We start from the raw sequence: 17,740 nt of genomic DNA on the forward strand, positions 1-17,740 counted from the left end.
TGCTCCATCCGCCCAGGCTGATGGCACAGCGGGCTCGTGAAAACGACTGGAGAATTATCTTGAACGCGCTGATTTTGGCTTCCGAAGCCGCTTCCACCGGCATGGACCCTCACACTTTCGCTGTGATCATCGGTGGTGGCATCTTCGCAGCACTGATGATCCTGCTGTTGATCACCGTGTCCTACACCAACGTAGGCAACCGCCACGACGCCAAGCCTGAGCCAGAGGACACCCACCGCCAGTTCAAGACTCACGTACCGCATAGCCACTAGTCTTGGCAGAGCAAAAGCCTCAAGACCGCCCATTGCGCCTCGGCGTGATGGGCGGTACTTTTGACCCCATCCACAATGGCCACTTGGTCGCCGCCAGCGAGGTAGCTGCCGAATACGACCTGGATGAGGTTGTTTTCGTACCCACCGGCCAACCATGGCAGAAGGCCGATCGCCAAGTCACCAGCGCCGAGCACCGCTACCTGATGACGGTGATCGCCACCGCGTCGAACCCGCGCTTCACCGTAAGCCGCGTCGACATCGACCGCGAAGGCGCCACCTACACGCGGGACACCTTGCTCGATCTGCGTGCCCTGCGCCCGGACGCGGAGCTGTTCTTCATTACCGGTGCCGACGCGATGAGCCAGATCATGAGCTGGCGCGACATCGACCAGGTCTTCGACCTCGCCCACTTCGTTGGCGTGAGCCGTCCTGGTTACGTCATCGCGGATCTGGGCCGAGACAACGTCTCGCAATTGGAGATTCCCGCTCTGGCAATTTCCTCCACCGATTGCCGGGAACGTGTCGCCGCAGATAAGCCGGTTTGGTATCTGGTGCCGGACGGTGTGGTGCAGTACATTGCAAAATATGGGCTGTATACCGAGTCGTAACCTCACATAGGGTGGGGTAACACGGCATAATCTCTAGGTAAGGGTGACGGTATTTGTCTATGCGGTCGGGAGAAGTATCAGGATGAGCGATAACTCGCAGCCGGTTTCAAGCAGGCGAGCTCTGCGCGAAAAACGACGTGCTGAGATGGAAGCATTGCTGGCCAGCAGCAAGGCCGAACAGGAAGCCAAGGAACTCGCGTCAAAGGACACGGCCGAGGATTCGGCGAAGCCAGCGAAAAGCGACGCGGCCCCGCAAGCCAAGCCGGCACCCAAGGCAGAGCCTGCAAAATCGGCGTCGGCCAAGGAGCAGGCACCCAAGCCTGCCGCCAAGGAGTCCGGCGCCAAGCCGGAAGCGGCCAAGTCTGCCCCGCAGGCACCTGCCGCCAACGCCGTTCAGGCCAAGCCGCAAGCGGCGAAGCCTGCTCCGGCCAAGGCTCCCAGCGCCAAGCCGGCTGGTGCACCGCAGGCCGAAGAACCTCTGGGTGAGCGCGCATCGCTGCGCCGTGCCCGCGACCGTGAGGCATTGCGCGAGCGTCGCCGTCTTGAAGAAGAAGTCGGCGCGCTGACCACCAACATTCCAACCGTTGCCCCGGCCGAGGAGCCGAAGCCGCTGACCCGCCGCCAGCTGCGCCTGCAGGCGTTGGCTGATCAGGGCAAGGCCGAGCAGGAACCCGCCGCTGCGAAGAAGCCTGCGCCAAAGGACGACGCCCCGGAGACTACCGTCATGAGCGTCGAGCAGGCGTTGGCCGCACGCCGCGCCCACGCGCCCAAGGCTCCGGTTGATCCGAACCTGCTGGGGGAGGACGACTCCGAGATCGATCTCGAGGTTCTCGCCCACCAGCGTGAAATGGCCGCTCGCGCAGCCATCATTTCCCGCCGTGCCGCGGAGCGCGAACGACTGCGCGTGCAGAACGCCAACCAGGGCAAGGACGACCAGGCTTCCGACCCGTTCACCGGAGCCATGGGCAACATCCGCGAGGTCGAGGACCGCATCGCCAAGACCGGCGTGCAGGGCCCGAAGACGCAAAGCGTCTCGCTGGACTTCACCGCAGGATCCAAGAAGGACGAAGCGGCACCAGCGGCCAAGAAGCCGATGGCCAAGCCGGCACCCAAGCCGGCGGCGAAGGCTCCAGCGAAGCCTGCGGCCAAGGCCTCGGCTAAGCCGGCTCCGAAGCCAGCGGCGAAGGCTCCGGCCAAGCCAGCGCCCAAGGCCCCAGCCAAGCCCGTTGCAAAACCGGCAGCCAAGCCAGCGGCAGAGGCGCCGGCCAAGCCCAAGCCGAAGGCCGAGCAACCAGCTGCTGACGTCGACATGCCACGCATCGACGCGGTCAACGCGCAGGGTCTGCAGCCGCTTGACGTGCAGGCCCACGGTCTTCGCCGAGCCAACAACATGCTGATCGCGATGATCGTCGCCCTCAGTGTGGGCGGTGCCGCGTTAGTCGCTGGCCTGATCATGTTGCTTGGCAACTAGTTTTCGTAGGACAATTAGGTTCTCGATCTACACCTCTATAAGGAGACACTCCACTCAATGGGAGCACACGCAGAATCAATCGCCCTCGTGAAGGTCGCCGCGCATGCGGCTTCCGAAAAGCTGGCAGAAAACATGGTCGCGCTGGATGTTGCCGACCGCCTGGGCGTCACCGACGCTTTCTTGATTGTTTCTGGTGGGTCAGAACCTCAGGTGAACGCGATCGTCGACGAAATCGTTGCCGAGGTGCTCGACAAGTACAGCATGCGCCCGATCCGCCGCGAAGGCTTCGGCCTGGGCCGCTGGGTACTGCTGGACTACGGCGACGTCGTCGTCCACGTCCAGCACCAGGAAGACCGCATCTTCTACGCGCTTGAACGTCTTTGGGCCGACTGTCCAGTCATCGAGCTGCCTACCGAAAACTCTGAAAACCAGAAGTAGCCCTCAATTTGCATCCTGATCAGGTAGTCATCTATGATTATGGAGTTGCCTGATCAGGGCAGCAATCCTTTTGGGGGTATGGCGCAGTTGGTAGCGCGTCTGCATGGCATGCAGAAGGTCAGGGGTTCGAATCCCCTTACCTCCACCAAATTAGTAGTATTCCAACAATTGACCGAGTAAACATCAGATAATGATGTTGCTCGGTCAATTGTCATTTCAGACCCGTTTTCGTCGCCAAGGTTCCCCCCAAGTATGGCGGTGAGGGATTGCCCTTGCCTACGGGCGTTCCAGGCGTCTTTGGGGGCTATAGGCAATAAATGGTGTCTGGCCCGGGTGTGTCACCCGGGCCAAACCCCGTTCTAGGACCAATTTCTAGCGAGTTCTTCCAGCCCAACCAGCCCTGGAATACAGTCCTTCCTCAGCCGTTGCGGTGGTCCCGTAGAGCTCCGGACCAACAGGGTCTTCCGCAGCTTTCTGCTTTGCCTCTGGCTGTTCTTGTTCGTAGGCCTTGTTGGCCTTGATCAACGCCGGCAAGGTCGGCCGTGAGCTCTTATCCGCGTGCGTCCAGCAGAACCATTCGCACGCCCGCCTCCGGTGCTCAATCGGCATCCCGCGATGGTTGCGGATCATCTCCCGGATCCCGGAGTTGATCGCTCCTTCGATCATGTTCGTCGTCGCGTTGATCCCTAATCCTTCCAAATCGTGGTCGAGGTAGGTGAACAGGTGGCCACGCCGCAGCGCCCGGTTCATGCTTTCATAGGCCTTGCGCAACTTGTCGTGCGTGTACCACCAGGTCCGGGTCTTGCGCAGCCCTTTAGACCGTGGACCGGCCCAGTCGCGAGCGTAGGTGCGTTCAGCGAGCAGGTCCTGGTGCTCGGTGTGCCATGCAGCGAACGCGGCCATCCATGCCGTGGCTTCTTCTTGGGTGCGGATACGCGTCAGTTGCAGGCTCAACTGGCGCAACGCCTTGCCTGCGGCCAGGCGTGGGTTCAGGGTCAGGTGCGTGCGCACGTTGCGCTGGATATGTACCAGGCACCGCTGGACCTTCACCTCGGGCCAGAGGTTCTTCAAGGCTTTCATCAGTCCTGAGCCGCCGTCGGTGACGATGACTTTCGGTTCCGGAAGATGCTGCAGCAGCGCGGTCCATGCTGCTGCTTTCTCGTGGTTGCACCATTGCCAGGAGATGACTTTGCCGTTGGCGATGGCGATCAAAAGGCACCAGCCGCGGCGCAGGTAGATTCCGTCGACTTGGATCTCGTCGAAGACTTCTCCGGTGTGGTTCAGATAGGGGTGGGTGTTCCAGCACCATTGGGTTTGGTGGTGGAAGGTTCGTCCGGTGCCGCCGGCGTGTTCGGCTTGGGTGAGCTTGCCCATCAGCCAGGTGATGAAGCTTGCCAGCTGGTTCCGTGCGGTGAGGTCAGGGCGGTTGTGTGTGGTGGAGGCGTTGCAGTTGGTGCATCGCCAGCGTTGCTTGCCGTTGCGTTGCCTGTTCTTCTTTAGAGGGCTTTGGCAGATACTACATAGGTGGGTGTTTTTTCTATTAAGGGTCACGCCTATGGGAACAACATCCATAGTCGACTTGATTCTGCCCCGGGATTCCGGGGCAGGATCAGGTCGCGCGACACCACTTATTGCCTATAGGCCCTATACGCTCTTGTTCGGGTGGCTTGAGTGAATGAATTCTGATTAGATCGAAGACCCGAAGGAGATCGACTTCGCAAGTTTTTGTACTGACTGCGATCGCTCTGTTTCTGCGTCGATGTCTTTACGAAATTGAGTTTCGGTCATGTCTTGGTAGTGCTGGAACTTCTCGCTTTGTTGGGCAAGCGCGCAGGCAATTGCAAAGGCTAACCCGTCACGGAGCTCTTCGAGAGAGGTATTTGATATCTCTAACCGTCGGTTAGCGATACTGAGTTTGATGTCAGCGTAGCCAGATGACGCAAGTTGTTCCTGAACCTCGGAACTTAGGATATTTCGAATCTCTTCTGGTTCAGGGCGGCGATTAAACACTGCTGCAACCATATATTTTTCGGGTGCATGCGCAGTAAAGAGGGTTCCAGGAAGCGAATCCACCAGTACGTCACCCACAGTTAGAGGCTCGTGATTTGTTGGGAAACGTTGTGATTGATGTTCCATAGGTCATCATCTCTCGTATTGGGAATAGGAAGCTCCAAGATCAGTTGCATTGACTGGGTACGGAGCTGAAGGTTGTGGGAGGACTAGTTCGGATTTGACTCGGGACCCAGATGAGGTTCTTGAGCGCTGTAGGCTACGCGATGCCAGCCACAGAAAGTGCAAGTCCACATCACTTCTCGCATCGTCACTTCTACGTCTTGATGCATTCCTTCGTCATGGCCTCCGTCGTTGTCCCAGCGACGTAGTTGATTTTCATCGTCTTGGTAGCGACGGGTTTCCGTTTCCACCAGTGATTTCCTGAGGCATCGTGGGCATCGCTCGGGCTTTTGCATGACGTTGACACTGCTCCTTCCGAGCTAATTGCTGCGTGTTCACGAAGCAACCGGATGTATAAATTTCGGGTGGTCTCATACCATGCAGCTTCGACGAATCATCCTTTTCGCTAGGTCCAGACGCGGATCGTTGCGGATAAGACGGAGCAGTCTGAACATACCAGGCCACAAATTCGTGGCAGGTGGTTGAACGAGCTCGATGGATCTCTTCTTGGAAGACTGCTATAGACGTGGAATGAAGCGTGCATCGCGCTATTTTTGAGAGCCCAGTAGAAAATTTGCTCTCTGGTTGGGGTGCAACCGGTTCAACACTGTTGCTTTAACCTGAACGTCGTCTGTCAGAAGGAGACGGCACAAGAGTCATACGCCGGTGAAGAACCCCGGAAACGGCATATATCGGTAAGGGAGTGCTTCAATACCAGTGTACGCCTGAATAGCTGACAAAGTCATGGCATATTTAAGTTGGTTAGATGGTGATCAGATATTGCCCATGCTTGACCACGCCCATGTGAACTAGAAGAGTACACGATTTTGTAGCCTGTAGTCTACGGAGACTTCAAGCCCATGACTATTAGGAAAATTCCGACAGCTAGGCAAATGAATGCTGCTATAGATCCCAGCATGGTACTACTTCCAACTGCATAGAACAGTATCCACAAGCTGATTAACGACATGAGGATCCCAGCTATGCATAGACCAATGATTGCTGCACCCTTAGAATCCATTGTCGTTTCCAGACACTCTCGAACATTCGATACTTTGCCGCGGATTTCGGTGAGAGCGGTAGTTTAGAAGGTCCTATAGGAAGGAATAACGCGCTTGTGCTCTCGGACTAGTGATTTTGTAGACAGGTCGCCATAGGCCAGAGTTAGACCTCGAAAATGACATCCTCGATAAAACACCAGATGCCAAAAACTTCGCCAATGTCATCTTTGGCGAGGACATAGATCAGCCCGTGTGTTTTTACGACGGCTTCTGCTTCGACGTGCAGGGAACTAATAAGGACGGGCAGCTTAACAGAAACTGGCTTATGTGGGCTAAATGTGGTTGCCGCAGCGTTGAAGTCTGGGCTAAAACGCATGAGATCGTATTCCACTCCGTGGTGTGTGAACTTTCGGGCTGGGAATTTTGAGCTAGGAGGGGGTCTGCGAGTGTTATTCATGGTGCAACTGTAGTCCTATTGTTAGGCTTAGGACCGGCACCGGTCTGAAATGCTTTCGAACCTTGTCCCATTGAAACCTTGTTGATTCACCGACTGTAGATGTACCGGTGTCATTGTTCTTACTGGGTTGGACATGATGTTTAGTTACCGAAAATCATTCACTATTGAATTGAGTATAATTTTTCCTGCTTCTAATAGTCGCAGGAATTTAGATTTTCTGGTTGTTATCACGTGTCAGAAAATCAACGCTCTATCTGTCTTCGTGACTTCTTTGCGAAGCCACGAAGGCTAGTTCCAATAGGCTGAACTATGCTCAACTTGCCAGAGCGATGCTCAAAGATGCAATGAAGGAGGCGATGAAAGCGCAAAAGAAGTCACTTGGAGCGAGTGGAGAATCCGTTTCGGAGGAGTAGATTCCGTACTGCACTAGCTGAGACGCCGATGCGTTGACCAACCTTGGCGAGTGACATACCGTTTCGATACAAGTGGATTGCAAGTCGTTGGTTCTCGATAGAGATCCGACTATTTTGAATGCGTACAGCGTTCTTGCGTAACAATTCAATGACGCTGGTTTTTGAGATACCGAACTCGATTCCCAATGCGGCGGAGGATTTACCTTGTTTGTAGCCGGTGATGAGGGACTGAATTTGTTCAGCGTTTATCCTGCGATCCACTCGTTGTGGTTGATGTTTTGGCTTTCTGCTGACTTGCTGCTTCGCGCCAGATATCTGATGCTTATGCATGATTTCCACTAACCGCAGGAGACGATTTTGGTAGTGGCGGCCCCTGTTGGAGTACTCCTGAACAGCCTCCACAAATTAAAATCCTGCGAGTCGGCTCGGGCGGAATCGCAGGATTTTTACTTTTCCACAGTCTGGCCGAGCCCGCCTTTGTGCACTCTGGATTCAGTGCAAGCTGTATCCATGACCACCGACACCGCCAAAGCACTGCAACAGCTCGCTGAAGCCTTCGAGCTCATCGGCGCAGCCACCGCTGTGCTTGGTGCGGGCAATATTCCCGCCGGTCATGCTGCCTGCTACGCCAAATTAATCGAGCGTATCGCCCAGCAAACGTCCCGAGCCCAGATTCGCGCTGCGCACGCGTTGCGCCGCACCGGGGCCCACAAGCTCGACCAGTCTTCCTTCCAGGCTATCGAAGAAGCCACCGAGCACCCGACGCTGCAGAACATCGAAGATGCAGCCGGCTGCACCATTACCGGCCGGACCCACTTCAGGAACACGCGTGGAATGATGCGCGACTGGCTGGATATCCCGCTGGGCACCGCCAGTGAACGGCCCATCCTTGCTGACTGCTTGCTTGGCGGCGTCGATGAGGCAGGACTGCCGAGGCCCCCGTGGCTGCCCCAGCTTGCGACCGAGTTCAATGATCCTGCGTCAGACCCACGTCTGGTCCTTGCTGCCAGCAAGAAACTGCATTCGGCACGCAAGGACTTGGGCGAGGGGGAGGCCGGTCAGGCCAAGAAGGCGCAGCTTGAACGAGATTCCTTGACATTCATGCATGCAGAGCCCAAATCGGCCCGAAAGCATATCAGCGACTTGGTGGCGCAGGTGAAGGCCGGTAAGCGTTCGATCAAGGCGCTGCTGGAAAGCATCGGAATCTTCAAAAAGGGACTTCGCCATGGCCTCATCGAATATGTGGTGAAGGCGTTGCCTTCCCAAGCAGCGTATATCGAGGCGTTCTTCGCTTCGCTGGACAACCCGGCGACCGTGGCGGGCAACCGCGAGGGCTTGAAGGATGCCGAAGCGCAATTCACGGGAGAAGAAGCCCGCGATTGGGACGATAAGCAGTCCATGCCCGATTGGGCTCAAGATCATGCCGAAGGCACCGAATCCGATGACGACGATGCACAAGCGGACACCGAGGCACCCGAAGCCACGGACCCAGACGATGCAACAGGTGCCGAAACCGCGAATGAGCATGAAACTACGGAACACCAGCAGGAACCAGGCACCGAATCGGCCCCTTGGGAAGATCTGAAACCTGAACGCCGGAGGCTTATCGGGTTCATGGCACTGCTGATGAGCGATCGAACGGCAAGCCCGCCGGACAAGCAACCGGGACTAGCCACTCCGCAGGTGAGCATCATCCTGAATTACGAGCGGATGCTGGCACAGGCATCTGATTTCGCGGTCACTTCTTCGGGAATTCAGCTATCGCCGGGCGAAGCCAGGGCAGCGTTGTGCCAAGCAGGGATCTATCCGGTGGTACTGAACGGCAAGAGTCTGCCTCTCGACTTGGGCCGGACGCAACGGTTGTATTCCAAGGCTCAACACAGGGCGATACGGGCAGCTTACCGGGGCTGTTCCTATCCTGGGTGCAGCATGCCTGCCGAACGGTGCGAAATCGATCATCTGGACGCATGGGAAAAGGGCGGGCGCACGGATATCAGGAATGCGGCCTTGAGTTGCCTGATCCATCACACGGCCCGTCATTGCGGACTGTTTCATGCGGTGAAGATCCCGCAAAGCAGACCCATGGTGCTGCTGTCACCCGAATTGGATCCCGAGCAGAAATTGCGAATCAATACCTATTTCATGACACCGGCAGAGGCGATGGAAGCTGAAGCGTTGGCCGATGAGACTACGGAACTGTGGCGCGCCGGAAAGCTGGATGCAGAAATCGTCGCCCCCTAGGCTTCGGCCGCCAAGAATCGGCCGGCGAAAAGCCGGAGAACTGAGCAACGCCGAAATGCGTTCGGGGCTTGCCATACTTGAATGAACGAAGATCATTCAGGAGCAAAATGTCACGAGTTCAACGCCGGGCAGCGAACGCCAGAGCAGCCTATGGAACCCATCAGTCATCACATGCCTCGATGGCAGTGCGTTATATTGACGACGGCACCGTGGAATCCGCACCGGAAGGCACCAGCGCAGCCGATGTGTTGGCCTTCGGCAAGTCCGGACCGCAGCGGATCGCGTAGTCACTCTATCCCACCCCGGATGAAGCTGACATCCAAGAACTCACCGAGGCGTGGGACCTGCACCCGGTGCTCGTTGAAGACCTCGTCCACGCCCGCCAGCGGCCGAAGCTCGAACGCTACGGCGAGGTGCTGCTGCTAGTTGTGCGTTCGGCACTGTACCTGGACGAAACCGAAGAAGTGGAGCTGTCCGAGTTCCACATCCTGGTCCGCAAAGGCGCTGTAGCTGTCCTCTGCCAGGACCGCCGATGGATCGATGGCACCGACGGCGAAGGGTTTGTCGAGTCAATCAGGAATGGGCGCCTGCGCAAGGACCAGTTGCTGCTCAAGGAACCGGAACTGCTCCGTCTGGGCGCTGAGGCAGTCCTGTACCGGATCCTGGATGAGATCGTCGATGGATACGTCCCGGTGCTCCACGGGCTGGGCATCGACAAGGAACAGATCGAACGCCAAGTCTTCAGCGGGGACGCTGCGGTCACCGAACGCATCTACCGATTGAGCCAAGAAGTCATCGACATGCAGCACGCGACCGCGTCGTTGCTGGAAGTGGTGCAATCGCTCGATGACGGGTTCAAGAAGTACCCAGTGCCGGACGAACTGGAAACCTACCTCCAGGATGTCACCGACCACCTCACCCGCGCGCATTCCCAAGCCGTGGAATACAGGGATGCGCTCTCGCAGATCTTGAACGTGAACTCCACCCTTGTAGCACAGCGCCAAAACGAGGACATGAAGAAGATCTCGGGTTGGGCTGCCATCCTGTTCGCGCCGACGCTGATCGCAGCCATCTACGGGATGAACTTCGATAACATGCCAGAACTTCACTGGTCATTCGGCTACCCGGTGGCAGTCTGCCTCATGCTCGGCTTTGCCGCAGCCTTGTATGGTGTATTCAAATGGCGTAAATGGTTCTAGACGGAAGGCTTCAGGCGAGACCTTGCCGGAGAAAATTGACTTCAAGAAATCGCTGGACGGATACCGGTCGAAAGCGGGGGAAATCCGTGTCCTGCAGGTGCCAGCAGCACAATACCTGATGATCGACGGAACCGGAGATCCCAACACCAGCGATGCGTACCAGCAAGCCTTGCAAACTCTGTATCCCGTCGCCTACAAGCTCAAATTCGCGAGCAAGGCCCAGGGCCGCGACTATGTCGTCCCGCCATTGGAAGGCCTCTGGTGGGCCGAGGACATGGCAGTGTTCACCGAGCGGCGGGATAAGTCGAAATGGAACTGGACGATGATGCTCATGGCTCCTGCATGGATCACCGAGGAAGACTTCGCGTCAGCCGTGGAAGCGGCACAGGAGAAGAAGCAGCTGCCATGCCCCGAACGCATCCGCTTCGAGACGCTCGACGAAGGCCAATGCGTGCAGACACTGCACATCGGCCCCTACGATGACGAAGCCGGAATTTTGGCCACGATGCACCACGAATTCATTCCGGCGCAGGGTTTGCGCATGACCGGCAAGCACCACGAAATCTACCTCGGCGACCCGCGCAAGGTGGCACCGGAAAAGCTTCGCACCATCCTGCGTCAGCCCGTTGAACCGCTTCAGCAGAAGGAAGACACATGGAACTGACACCGCAGAGCACCGTTGCCGACGTGCAGCAGGCCTTGGCCGAACTTGAAGACCCCAAGCACCGGGCAGTCAATGAGAAGCATGGCGACGATTTTGGCGTGAACCTGGGCAAGCTCAGGGCACTGGCCAAGGCGTTGAAAAGCAACCAGGAACTTGCCAACGAGCTCTGGGCGACGGGGGACACCGCAACCCGGCTGGTCGCGCTGCTGATCGCCAAGCCGCGCAGTTTTTCACTCGACCAGCTGCAGGCCTGGAGCAAGGACGCCACCACTCCCAAGGTCCAAGCCTGGTTCCTGAGCTACATCGTCAAGAAATCCAAGCTGCTCGAAGAACTCCGCGTCCTGCTCATGGGGGAGTCCGACCCGGTGCAACAGGCTGCCGCGTGGGAATTGACCGCGCACCAGGTCGTGAAGGCCCCGGAACAGCTGAATCTGGAGCAACTGCTGGACACCATCGAATCCGAGATGCGTACCGCACCGGAGCGCTTGCAATGGGCGATGAATACGACGCTGGCACAGATCGGCATCGAGCATGAGCGGCTGCGCCCGCGCGCGCTGGCGATCGGCGAGTCGCTGCAGGTGCTGGCGGACTATCCGACCTCTGCCGGGTGCATTTCCCCCTTCGCGCCAATTTGGATCACCGAAATGGCAAAGAGAAAAGCCTAGGCCCAGCAATTGCTGGACCTAGGCTTCACGGAGATTTTCAGGCGTCCGCCGAATCCCCGCTCTTATCGCGCAGCGCGATCTTGGAGATCACCCAGATCGCGGCGGTCAGCCCGCCGGTGAGCAGCAGCTGGGTGCGTGCGGCTGGATCGGTCATCGCAATGGCGACAATCGCTGCCAAGAGGACGATCGTCGCGATCGACAAGCCCGGGAAACCCCACAGGCGCAACGGCAGGTGCGCACCGTCGCGGTCCGCACGACGACGCAGGATCAGCTGCGTGACGGCAATGAACGCCCAGATGACGATGATGGTCGAACCGACCACGTTCAGCAGGATCGGCATGACCGCATCCGGCCAGATCCAGTTCAGGCCCACGGCCAGGAACGAGAAGGACACCGAGCTGATGACGGACTTCGCCGGCACGCCCTTGCCGGTCACATGGGTGACGGCGCGCGGGGCGAGCTTGCGCTGGCCCAGCGAGTAAAGCATGCGCGAGGAACCATAGATGTTCGCGTTCATCGCCGAAAGCAGCGCGACCACGACCACGGCGTTCATCATGAAGCCCACGCCCGGAATGTGCATGACATCCAACGCGGCGGCAAATGGCCCTTCGGCGACGGCCGGGTCATTCCATGGCACCAGGGCGACAATCACCAGGATCGAACCGAGGTAGAAGAACAGGATGCGCAGCATCACCGACTTGACCACGCGCTTGATGTTGCCAGCCGGGTCCTTGGACTCGGCGGCCGCGATCGAGACGACTTCGGTGCCGCCGAAGGAGAAGATGACGATCAGCACGGCCGCGGCAATCCCTGCCATGCCGCCGGGGGCGAAGCCTCCGTGGGCGGCCAGGTTGGCGAAGCCCACCGGTTCAGGGGTGGGAATCACGCCCGCCAGTACCAGTGCGCCGAAGGCCAGGAAGGCGATGATCGCCGCCACCTTGATCACGGCGAACCAGTATTCGAAACGGCCGTAGTTGCGCACGCCGAGCAGATTCGCCCCGGTGAGGATCACCACGAAGCTGAGCACCCATGCCCACTGCGGGAATGCGGGCACCCACCCGGCGGTAATGGCGGCGGCCCCGGTGGCTTCTGCGGCGATCACCACGACCAGCTGGACCCAGTACAGCCAGCCCAGCGTGGAGCCGGCGCTGCGGCCCATGGCCTGGCCGGCGAAGGTCGAGAACGCACCCGAGGAGGGGTTCGCGGCAACCATTTCGGCAAGCATCGCCATGATCACGATGATCACGGTGCCGGCGATCAGGTAGGAGACCAGCACCGCCGGTCCGGCAATGGAGATCGCCTGGCCGGACCCGACGAACAGGCCAGCGCCGATCGCGCCACCCAGGCCCATCATGGAGATCTGGCGCTGGGTCAGCCCGGCATGCAGCTGCTCGGGGGCTTTGACTGCGCTCACGCGGTGGCCTCCTGCACGGCTGGCAGGGCAGCGAGCACGCGGTCGACATCTTCCGCGGTGCCCGAAGAGATCCGCAACCCGTCACCGGGGAAGGCACGAACCACCACGCCGCCGGCTGCCAGTTTGGCTTCAAGCTCCACGGTCGCCTCGCCGGCGTCCACCCAGACGAAATTCGCCTGCGACTTCACGACCGGGTATCCGGCAGCGGCCAGGCCCTCGTGCATGCGTTCGCGCTGGGCGACGACTTCCTCGATGCGCACCGACAATTCGTCGATGGCGGCCAGCGAGGCCACCGCCGCGCGCTGGGCCAGGTCGGTGACACCGAATGGCACGGCGACCTTGCGCAGGTTCGCAGCGACTTCCAGCGGACTGATCGCGTATCCCACGCGCAAGCCGGCCAGCCCGTAGGCCTTGGAGAAGGTGTGCAGCACCGCCACATGCGGGTACTTGCGGAACAGCTCGATCCCGTCGGCCCGCACGGCCGAACGGTCGAAATGCACGTAGGCTTCGTCGACGACGACCAGCACATTGCGCGGCACGGCGTTGATGAAGGCGTCCAGGGCCTCGGCCTGCACCACGGTGCCGGTCGGGTTGTTCGGGTTGCAGATGAAGATCAGCCGGGTCTTCTCGGTGATGGCGTCCAGCATGGCTGGAAGATCGTGTCGGCATTCGGCATCCAGCGGCACCTCGACGGGGGTGGCCCCGGCGATGCGCACCAGCGAGGGGTAGGCCTCGAAGGAGCGCCACGCGTACATGACCTCGTCGCCTTCGGCGGCCACTGCATGGATGATCTGGGCCGCGACCTCGACCGATCCGGCACCCAGGGTGATGTGCTCGGCCGGGATGCCGAACTGCGCGCTGAGCGCGCCGGTCAGTTCGGGTGCCGCAATGCTCGGGTAGCGGTGGATGGTGGCCAGGCCGTCCTGGATGCTGTCCAGCACCGATGGCAACGGCGCATGCGGCGACTCGTTGGATGAAAGTTTCGAGGCTCCAGCGGCTGCGGGCTTGCCTTGCTTGTAAGCGGGCACATCCTGCAAGGAGGGGCGCTGGTGAAGGGTCATGAGGTTCCTCTCTGACTGCCAGAGCTGCACGAGGCCGGCAATCGTTCGTATGGCAAAGCCGTGGTGCGTGGTCAGCGGTGGCCCTGCTCATATCCTCGCGTGTCGCGATTCACAAGCATCGACTGTAGGTTGATTGAATCTGCCGACGCAATCGCGACCCCTGTTCCTATGCAGGCTGCATAGCGTTCTCCGCCAAGTAACCCATTTTACTGGTCAATCTGCCCACCCTTTTCCACATCGGCCTCGCTCCTAGCGCACGCTGCGACCAGTGGCAGGGTTCTCCCCTGGAAATGCTCGTGCAGGGCGAAAGACGATGAGGTCCTTGCCACACCTGGCACCTTGTTGATCCGGTTGAAGATTTCCTGCAGGTCCTCGGGGGTCCGGGCCACCACGCGCAACTGCAAATCCGAGCTGCCGGTCACGGTGTACATGTCGACGATCTCCGGGATGGATTCCTCCAGCGCGGTCGCCACCGGGTCATGCCCATAGCGCTGGATGATCTCCACCTGGCAGAACGCGACCAGCGTGTAGCCGAACCCGGCAGGCTTGATCCGCGGGATGATGCCCTGGATGACGCCGGCCTCGTGGAGCCGGGCCAGCCGGCTGCTGATCGTGCCGCGGGCAACACCCAGGCGCCGGGCGCACTCCATCACCGGCAGCATCGGCGATTCGGTGAGCAGTTCGATCAAATCCGCGTCCAAGCGGTCAATGCGCACGGTCGTCCTTTCGACAAGTCGGTCCAATGCTCCAAGGCTAGCGGTGAATGCTGGGCGCACTCGATGAAAATAGCCCAATTGTTAGCCGCGACACAGGCTAGGCTGATGCCATACGGATCCTGAAGGAGTACAGATATGGGCAAGACGCCTCTTGAATCGGTAGCCGGTTTGCATGTCTTGATCACCGGGGCGGCGCAGGGGATGGGCTTGCTCTTCGCCAAGCAGGCCTGCCGCGAAGGCGCGGCGCGCGTGGTCATCTGGGATATCGACACGGCAAGGCTCGACGCGGCCGCAGAAGAATTGCGCCGGCTCGGCGGCACTGTCGAGGCGTACGTGGTGGACCTTGCCGACCCGGCCCAGATCCACCACTACGCAGCCGAAGCGGTTGAGAGCGGGGGAATCGACGTGCTGGTCAACAACGCCGGGGTGGTAACCGGCACGTCCTTCGCGAAACACCGCACCGCGCAGATCACCGCGACCATGCAGGTCAACGCACTGGCCCCGATGTACTTGACCCACGCCCTGCTTCCGCAGCTGGGGCGGCGAGGCAAGGGCCGGGTGTTGACCATGGCGTCGGCGGCCGCATTGGTGTCCAACCCGAACATGAGCGTCTACGCCGCTTCCAAGGCCGCGGCTCTGTCCTTCAGCGATTCGCTGCGCCTCGAACTGGAGGACAACGACCAGATCGCGGTGAGCACGATTTGCCCGACCTATATCAGCACCGGCATGTTCGCCGGCGCCAAGTCGATGCTGCTGACCCCGATCCTGGAACCGGAAGCGGTGGTGGACCGCGCGTGGCTGGCGATGCTTGCGGGCACCCCGCTGGTGCTGATGCCGTGGACCAGCAAGCTGGGCCAGCTGCTGCGCGGCGTGCTGCCCCGTCCGGCCTGGGATTTCGTGGCCGGCAAGGTCATCGGCGTCTACCACTCGATGGACGAGTTCACCGGGAGAACACCGCGGGACGCGCAGGTGAATCGGGGCTGAAAATTCACTGTTCCACCTGTTGCCAGCGGGCCTGAAAGGGTAGTTTGGGAGCATCGCCCAGCTAGGAGGTTCGTCATGCAAAATCTCGTTGTCAATCTATGGATGCAAGGCAATGGCGAGGAGGCGGGGGAGTTCTACGCCCGTGCCTTGCCCGAGGCAACTACCGAAGTTGAATCGCGTTACCCGAGCGAGGGACTGCTGGAATTCCAGCAGCCCCTTGCCGGCAAGCCGCTGACAGTGTCCCTGTGGGTGCGCGGAACGAAAATCACGCTGATCAACGCGGGCCAGGAATTCAAGCCCAATCCCTCCATCTCGATCATCCTGGTCTTCAGCACCGGCCAGCGCGAGTCGCTCGACGCCACCTGGTCCGCGCTGATGGAAGGCGGCACCGCGCTGATGCCGCTGGATGCCTACCCGTTCAGCACACGCTACGGCTGGGTGAACGACAAATACGGCGTTTCCTGGCAGCTGATGGAAACCAGCGAACCGGTCGAGCCCCGTGCGTCGGTGATTCCCTCGCTGATGTTCGGCGGTGCCGCCCAAAACCGGGCGGCCGAGGCCATTGAGTTCTACGGGCAGGTGCTCGGCGCGAAGCTGGACAGCGCCTACCCGTACGGGGAGCCGACAGAATCCGCCACCGCCGAAGCGCTGATGTACGCCCAATTCACCCTGGGCGAGGATTGCGTGGCGGCCATGGACTCGGGGGTGCCTCAGGATTTCACCTTCACCCCCGGCGTCTCGCTGGAATGGCACTGCGATGGGCAGGCCGAGATCGACCGCGTCTGGGATGCGATGTCGGCGGTGCCCGAAGCCGAGGCCTGCGGCTGGCTCACCGACAAATTCGGGGTGAGCTGGCAGATCGTCCCGTCGAACATGGGCGAGTTGATGGAGCGGCCCGGCGCTTTCGAGAATATGCTGAAGATGAAGAAACTGGTGATCAACGACTTCTAGCGGGGAACAATGGGCGGCGCTGCACGGCGGGCGGTAGTGGCAGGAGCCAGCGGGTTCATCGGCGTGCGGCTGATCGCGCAGCTGCGCGAGGGCGGATACGAAGTGGCGGTGATCGGCCGCGGCGAGAAGTCCGATGCCCAGTGGGGCGATGGCCCGGGGCTGGAGGCACTGGTCGACGGCGCGGATCTGCTGGTGAACCTGGCCGGGAAGAATGTCGGCTGCCGCTATCACGATGCGGCCCGAAACGAGATCCTCGCTTCGCGGGTGGACACGACCCGTGCGCTGCACGAAGCGGTTAGCCGGGCCGCGAATCCGCCGCAGCTGTGGCTGAATGCGTCAACCGCGACCATCTACCGGCACAGCATGGATGCGCCGAACAACGAGGCCGACGGCCGGATCGGCGAAGGCTTCTCGGTGGATGTGGCGCGCAACTGGGAACGCGAGTTCTTCCGCGGCCAGCTGCCCACGCGCCGGGTGGCCCTGCGCATGGCGATCGTGCTCGGCGATGGCCCAGCCACGCGCAAGCTGCTGGCCATTGCGCGGCTGTGGCTTGGCGGGGCGCAGCACGATGGCTGGTGGCCTGCGCATCGGCGGTACCGCGGCATCGGGGAAGACCCGAGCGGATCCGAACGCAGCGGCTGGCATCGCACGCGCGCGAACCAGCGCTTCAGCTGGATCCACGTGGATGATGCGCTCGGCGCGATCAGGCATATCATCGAGCACCCCGAAATCTCCGGGCCGGTCAATATCAGCTCGCCGTACCCGGTAGCCAATCGGGAACTGATGGCCTCGCTGCGCCGCGCCGCAGGCAGGAAATTCGGGTTGCCCGCGTATCGTTGGATGCTGGAACCGGCCATGTTCGTGCTGCGCGTGGAACCCGAAATGCTGCTGAAGTCCCGTTGGGTGCTGCCCGGGGTGCTGCAGGACAGCGGCTACGAATTCCGCTGGCCGCACCTGGAGGTGGCACTGGAAGACGTCGCCGGGAATCTGGCCGGAAAACAACTTTAAGGACG

The 17,740-nt window shown here is 60.2% G+C and carries 17 protein-coding genes, 1 tRNA gene and 1 pseudogene; 12 read left to right on the forward strand and 7 right to left on the reverse strand.

Annotated features, from left to right (window positions below; all coding sequences use genetic code 11):
• Positions 1-59 precede the first annotated feature (59 nt).
• From BKX98_RS03500 to BKX98_RS03520, 5 genes are all read left to right on the forward strand, one after another.
• Positions 60-272: a hypothetical protein gene (locus tag BKX98_RS03500; RefSeq protein ID WP_038990848.1), complete on the forward strand. Its 213-nt coding sequence runs from the start codon at positions 60-62 to the stop codon at positions 270-272.
• A 2-nt stretch (positions 273-274) separates the two neighbouring features.
• Positions 275-880, forward strand: a complete 606-nt coding sequence (gene nadD / locus BKX98_RS03505; protein WP_073706141.1) for a nicotinate-nucleotide adenylyltransferase — start codon at positions 275-277, stop codon at positions 878-880.
• Positions 881-962: 82 nt separating this feature from the next.
• Entirely contained in the window at positions 963-2,351 is a 1,389-nt protein-coding gene (locus BKX98_RS16960; protein WP_158024650.1) for a hypothetical protein, read from the forward strand.
• Between the two features lie 57 nt (positions 2,352-2,408).
• A complete protein-coding gene (rsfS, locus tag BKX98_RS03515) occupies positions 2,409-2,789 on the forward strand; it encodes a ribosome silencing factor (protein ID WP_073706143.1) in 381 nt (126 codons plus the stop codon).
• Positions 2,790-2,861: 72 nt separating this feature from the next.
• Positions 2,862-2,937, forward strand: a tRNA-Ala gene (locus BKX98_RS03520).
• 224 nt (positions 2,938-3,161) lie between these two features.
• On the opposite strand, the gene BKX98_RS03525 is transcribed toward BKX98_RS03520, so the two are convergent.
• The 4 genes from BKX98_RS03525 to BKX98_RS03545 all read right to left on the reverse strand — a co-directional run bounded on the left by BKX98_RS03525 (position 3,162) and on the right by BKX98_RS03545 (position 7,162).
• Complete coding sequence (locus BKX98_RS03525) at positions 3,162-4,361, reverse strand: IS1249 family transposase (RefSeq protein ID WP_073706144.1); 1,200 nt, start codon at positions 4,359-4,361, stop codon at positions 3,162-3,164.
• A gap of 114 nt (positions 4,362-4,475) precedes the next feature.
• Positions 4,476-4,877, reverse strand: a complete 402-nt coding sequence (locus BKX98_RS03530) for a hypothetical protein (RefSeq protein WP_143181006.1) — start codon at positions 4,875-4,877, stop codon at positions 4,476-4,478.
• 1,248 nt (positions 4,878-6,125) lie between these two features.
• Positions 6,126-6,353: a hypothetical protein gene (locus BKX98_RS03540; protein WP_143181007.1), complete on the reverse strand. Its 228-nt coding sequence runs from the start codon at positions 6,351-6,353 to the stop codon at positions 6,126-6,128.
• Positions 6,354-6,793: 440 nt separating this feature from the next.
• Positions 6,794-7,162: a hypothetical protein gene (locus BKX98_RS03545; protein ID WP_158024651.1), complete on the reverse strand. Its 369-nt coding sequence runs from the start codon at positions 7,160-7,162 to the stop codon at positions 6,794-6,796.
• Between the two features lie 180 nt (positions 7,163-7,342).
• Between BKX98_RS03545 and BKX98_RS03550 the strand changes: the two genes are divergently transcribed.
• The 4 genes and pseudogenes from BKX98_RS03550 to BKX98_RS03565 all read left to right on the forward strand — a co-directional run bounded on the left by BKX98_RS03550 (position 7,343) and on the right by BKX98_RS03565 (position 11,601).
• Complete coding sequence (locus BKX98_RS03550) at positions 7,343-9,073, forward strand: HNH endonuclease signature motif containing protein (RefSeq protein ID WP_073706148.1); 1,731 nt, start codon at positions 7,343-7,345, stop codon at positions 9,071-9,073.
• A gap of 311 nt (positions 9,074-9,384) precedes the next feature.
• Positions 9,385-10,272 (forward strand): annotated as a pseudogene (locus tag BKX98_RS03555) (magnesium and cobalt transport protein CorA); the annotation flags it as partial.
• Between the two features lie 22 nt (positions 10,273-10,294).
• A complete protein-coding gene (locus tag BKX98_RS03560; protein ID WP_233125267.1) occupies positions 10,295-10,936 on the forward strand; it encodes a GyrI-like domain-containing protein in 642 nt (213 codons plus the stop codon).
• On the forward strand, positions 10,927-11,601 hold the full coding sequence (locus tag BKX98_RS03565; RefSeq protein WP_073706150.1) for a DNA alkylation repair protein: 675 nt from the start codon (positions 10,927-10,929) through the stop codon (positions 11,599-11,601). The genes BKX98_RS03560 and BKX98_RS03565 overlap by 10 nt, the downstream gene beginning before the upstream one ends.
• Before the next feature lie 37 nt (positions 11,602-11,638).
• On the opposite strand, the gene BKX98_RS03570 is transcribed toward BKX98_RS03565, so the two are convergent.
• From BKX98_RS03570 to BKX98_RS03580, 3 genes are all read right to left on the reverse strand, one after another.
• Positions 11,639-13,015, reverse strand: coding sequence for an amino acid permease (locus tag BKX98_RS03570; RefSeq protein WP_066138557.1), 1,377 nt, complete (start codon positions 13,013-13,015; stop codon positions 11,639-11,641).
• On the reverse strand, positions 13,012-14,076 hold the full coding sequence (gene hisC, locus BKX98_RS03575; RefSeq protein WP_073706151.1) for a histidinol-phosphate transaminase: 1,065 nt from the start codon (positions 14,074-14,076) through the stop codon (positions 13,012-13,014). The genes BKX98_RS03570 and hisC overlap by 4 nt, the downstream gene beginning before the upstream one ends.
• 206 nt (positions 14,077-14,282) lie before the next feature.
• On the reverse strand, positions 14,283-14,792 hold the full coding sequence (locus BKX98_RS03580) for an Lrp/AsnC family transcriptional regulator (protein ID WP_073706152.1): 510 nt from the start codon (positions 14,790-14,792) through the stop codon (positions 14,283-14,285).
• Positions 14,793-14,927: 135 nt separating this feature from the next.
• Between BKX98_RS03580 and BKX98_RS03585 the strand changes: the two genes are divergently transcribed.
• The 3 genes from BKX98_RS03585 (at position 14,928) to BKX98_RS03595 (ending at position 17,735) form a co-directional block, all read left to right on the forward strand.
• Positions 14,928-15,776 (forward strand): SDR family oxidoreductase, encoded by an 849-nt coding sequence (locus BKX98_RS03585; protein WP_073706153.1) that lies wholly within the window; start codon positions 14,928-14,930, stop codon positions 15,774-15,776.
• A gap of 75 nt (positions 15,777-15,851) precedes the next feature.
• Positions 15,852-16,727, forward strand: coding sequence for a VOC family protein (locus BKX98_RS03590; RefSeq protein WP_073706154.1), 876 nt, complete (start codon positions 15,852-15,854; stop codon positions 16,725-16,727).
• A gap of 9 nt (positions 16,728-16,736) precedes the next feature.
• Positions 16,737-17,735, forward strand: coding sequence for an epimerase (locus BKX98_RS03595; RefSeq protein WP_073706155.1), 999 nt, complete (start codon positions 16,737-16,739; stop codon positions 17,733-17,735).
• Positions 17,736-17,740 lie beyond the last annotated feature (5 nt).

Source organism: Glutamicibacter sp. 0426 (assembly GCF_001906485.1).
Taxonomy (GTDB): domain Bacteria; phylum Actinomycetota; class Actinomycetes; order Actinomycetales; family Micrococcaceae; genus Glutamicibacter; species Glutamicibacter nicotianae.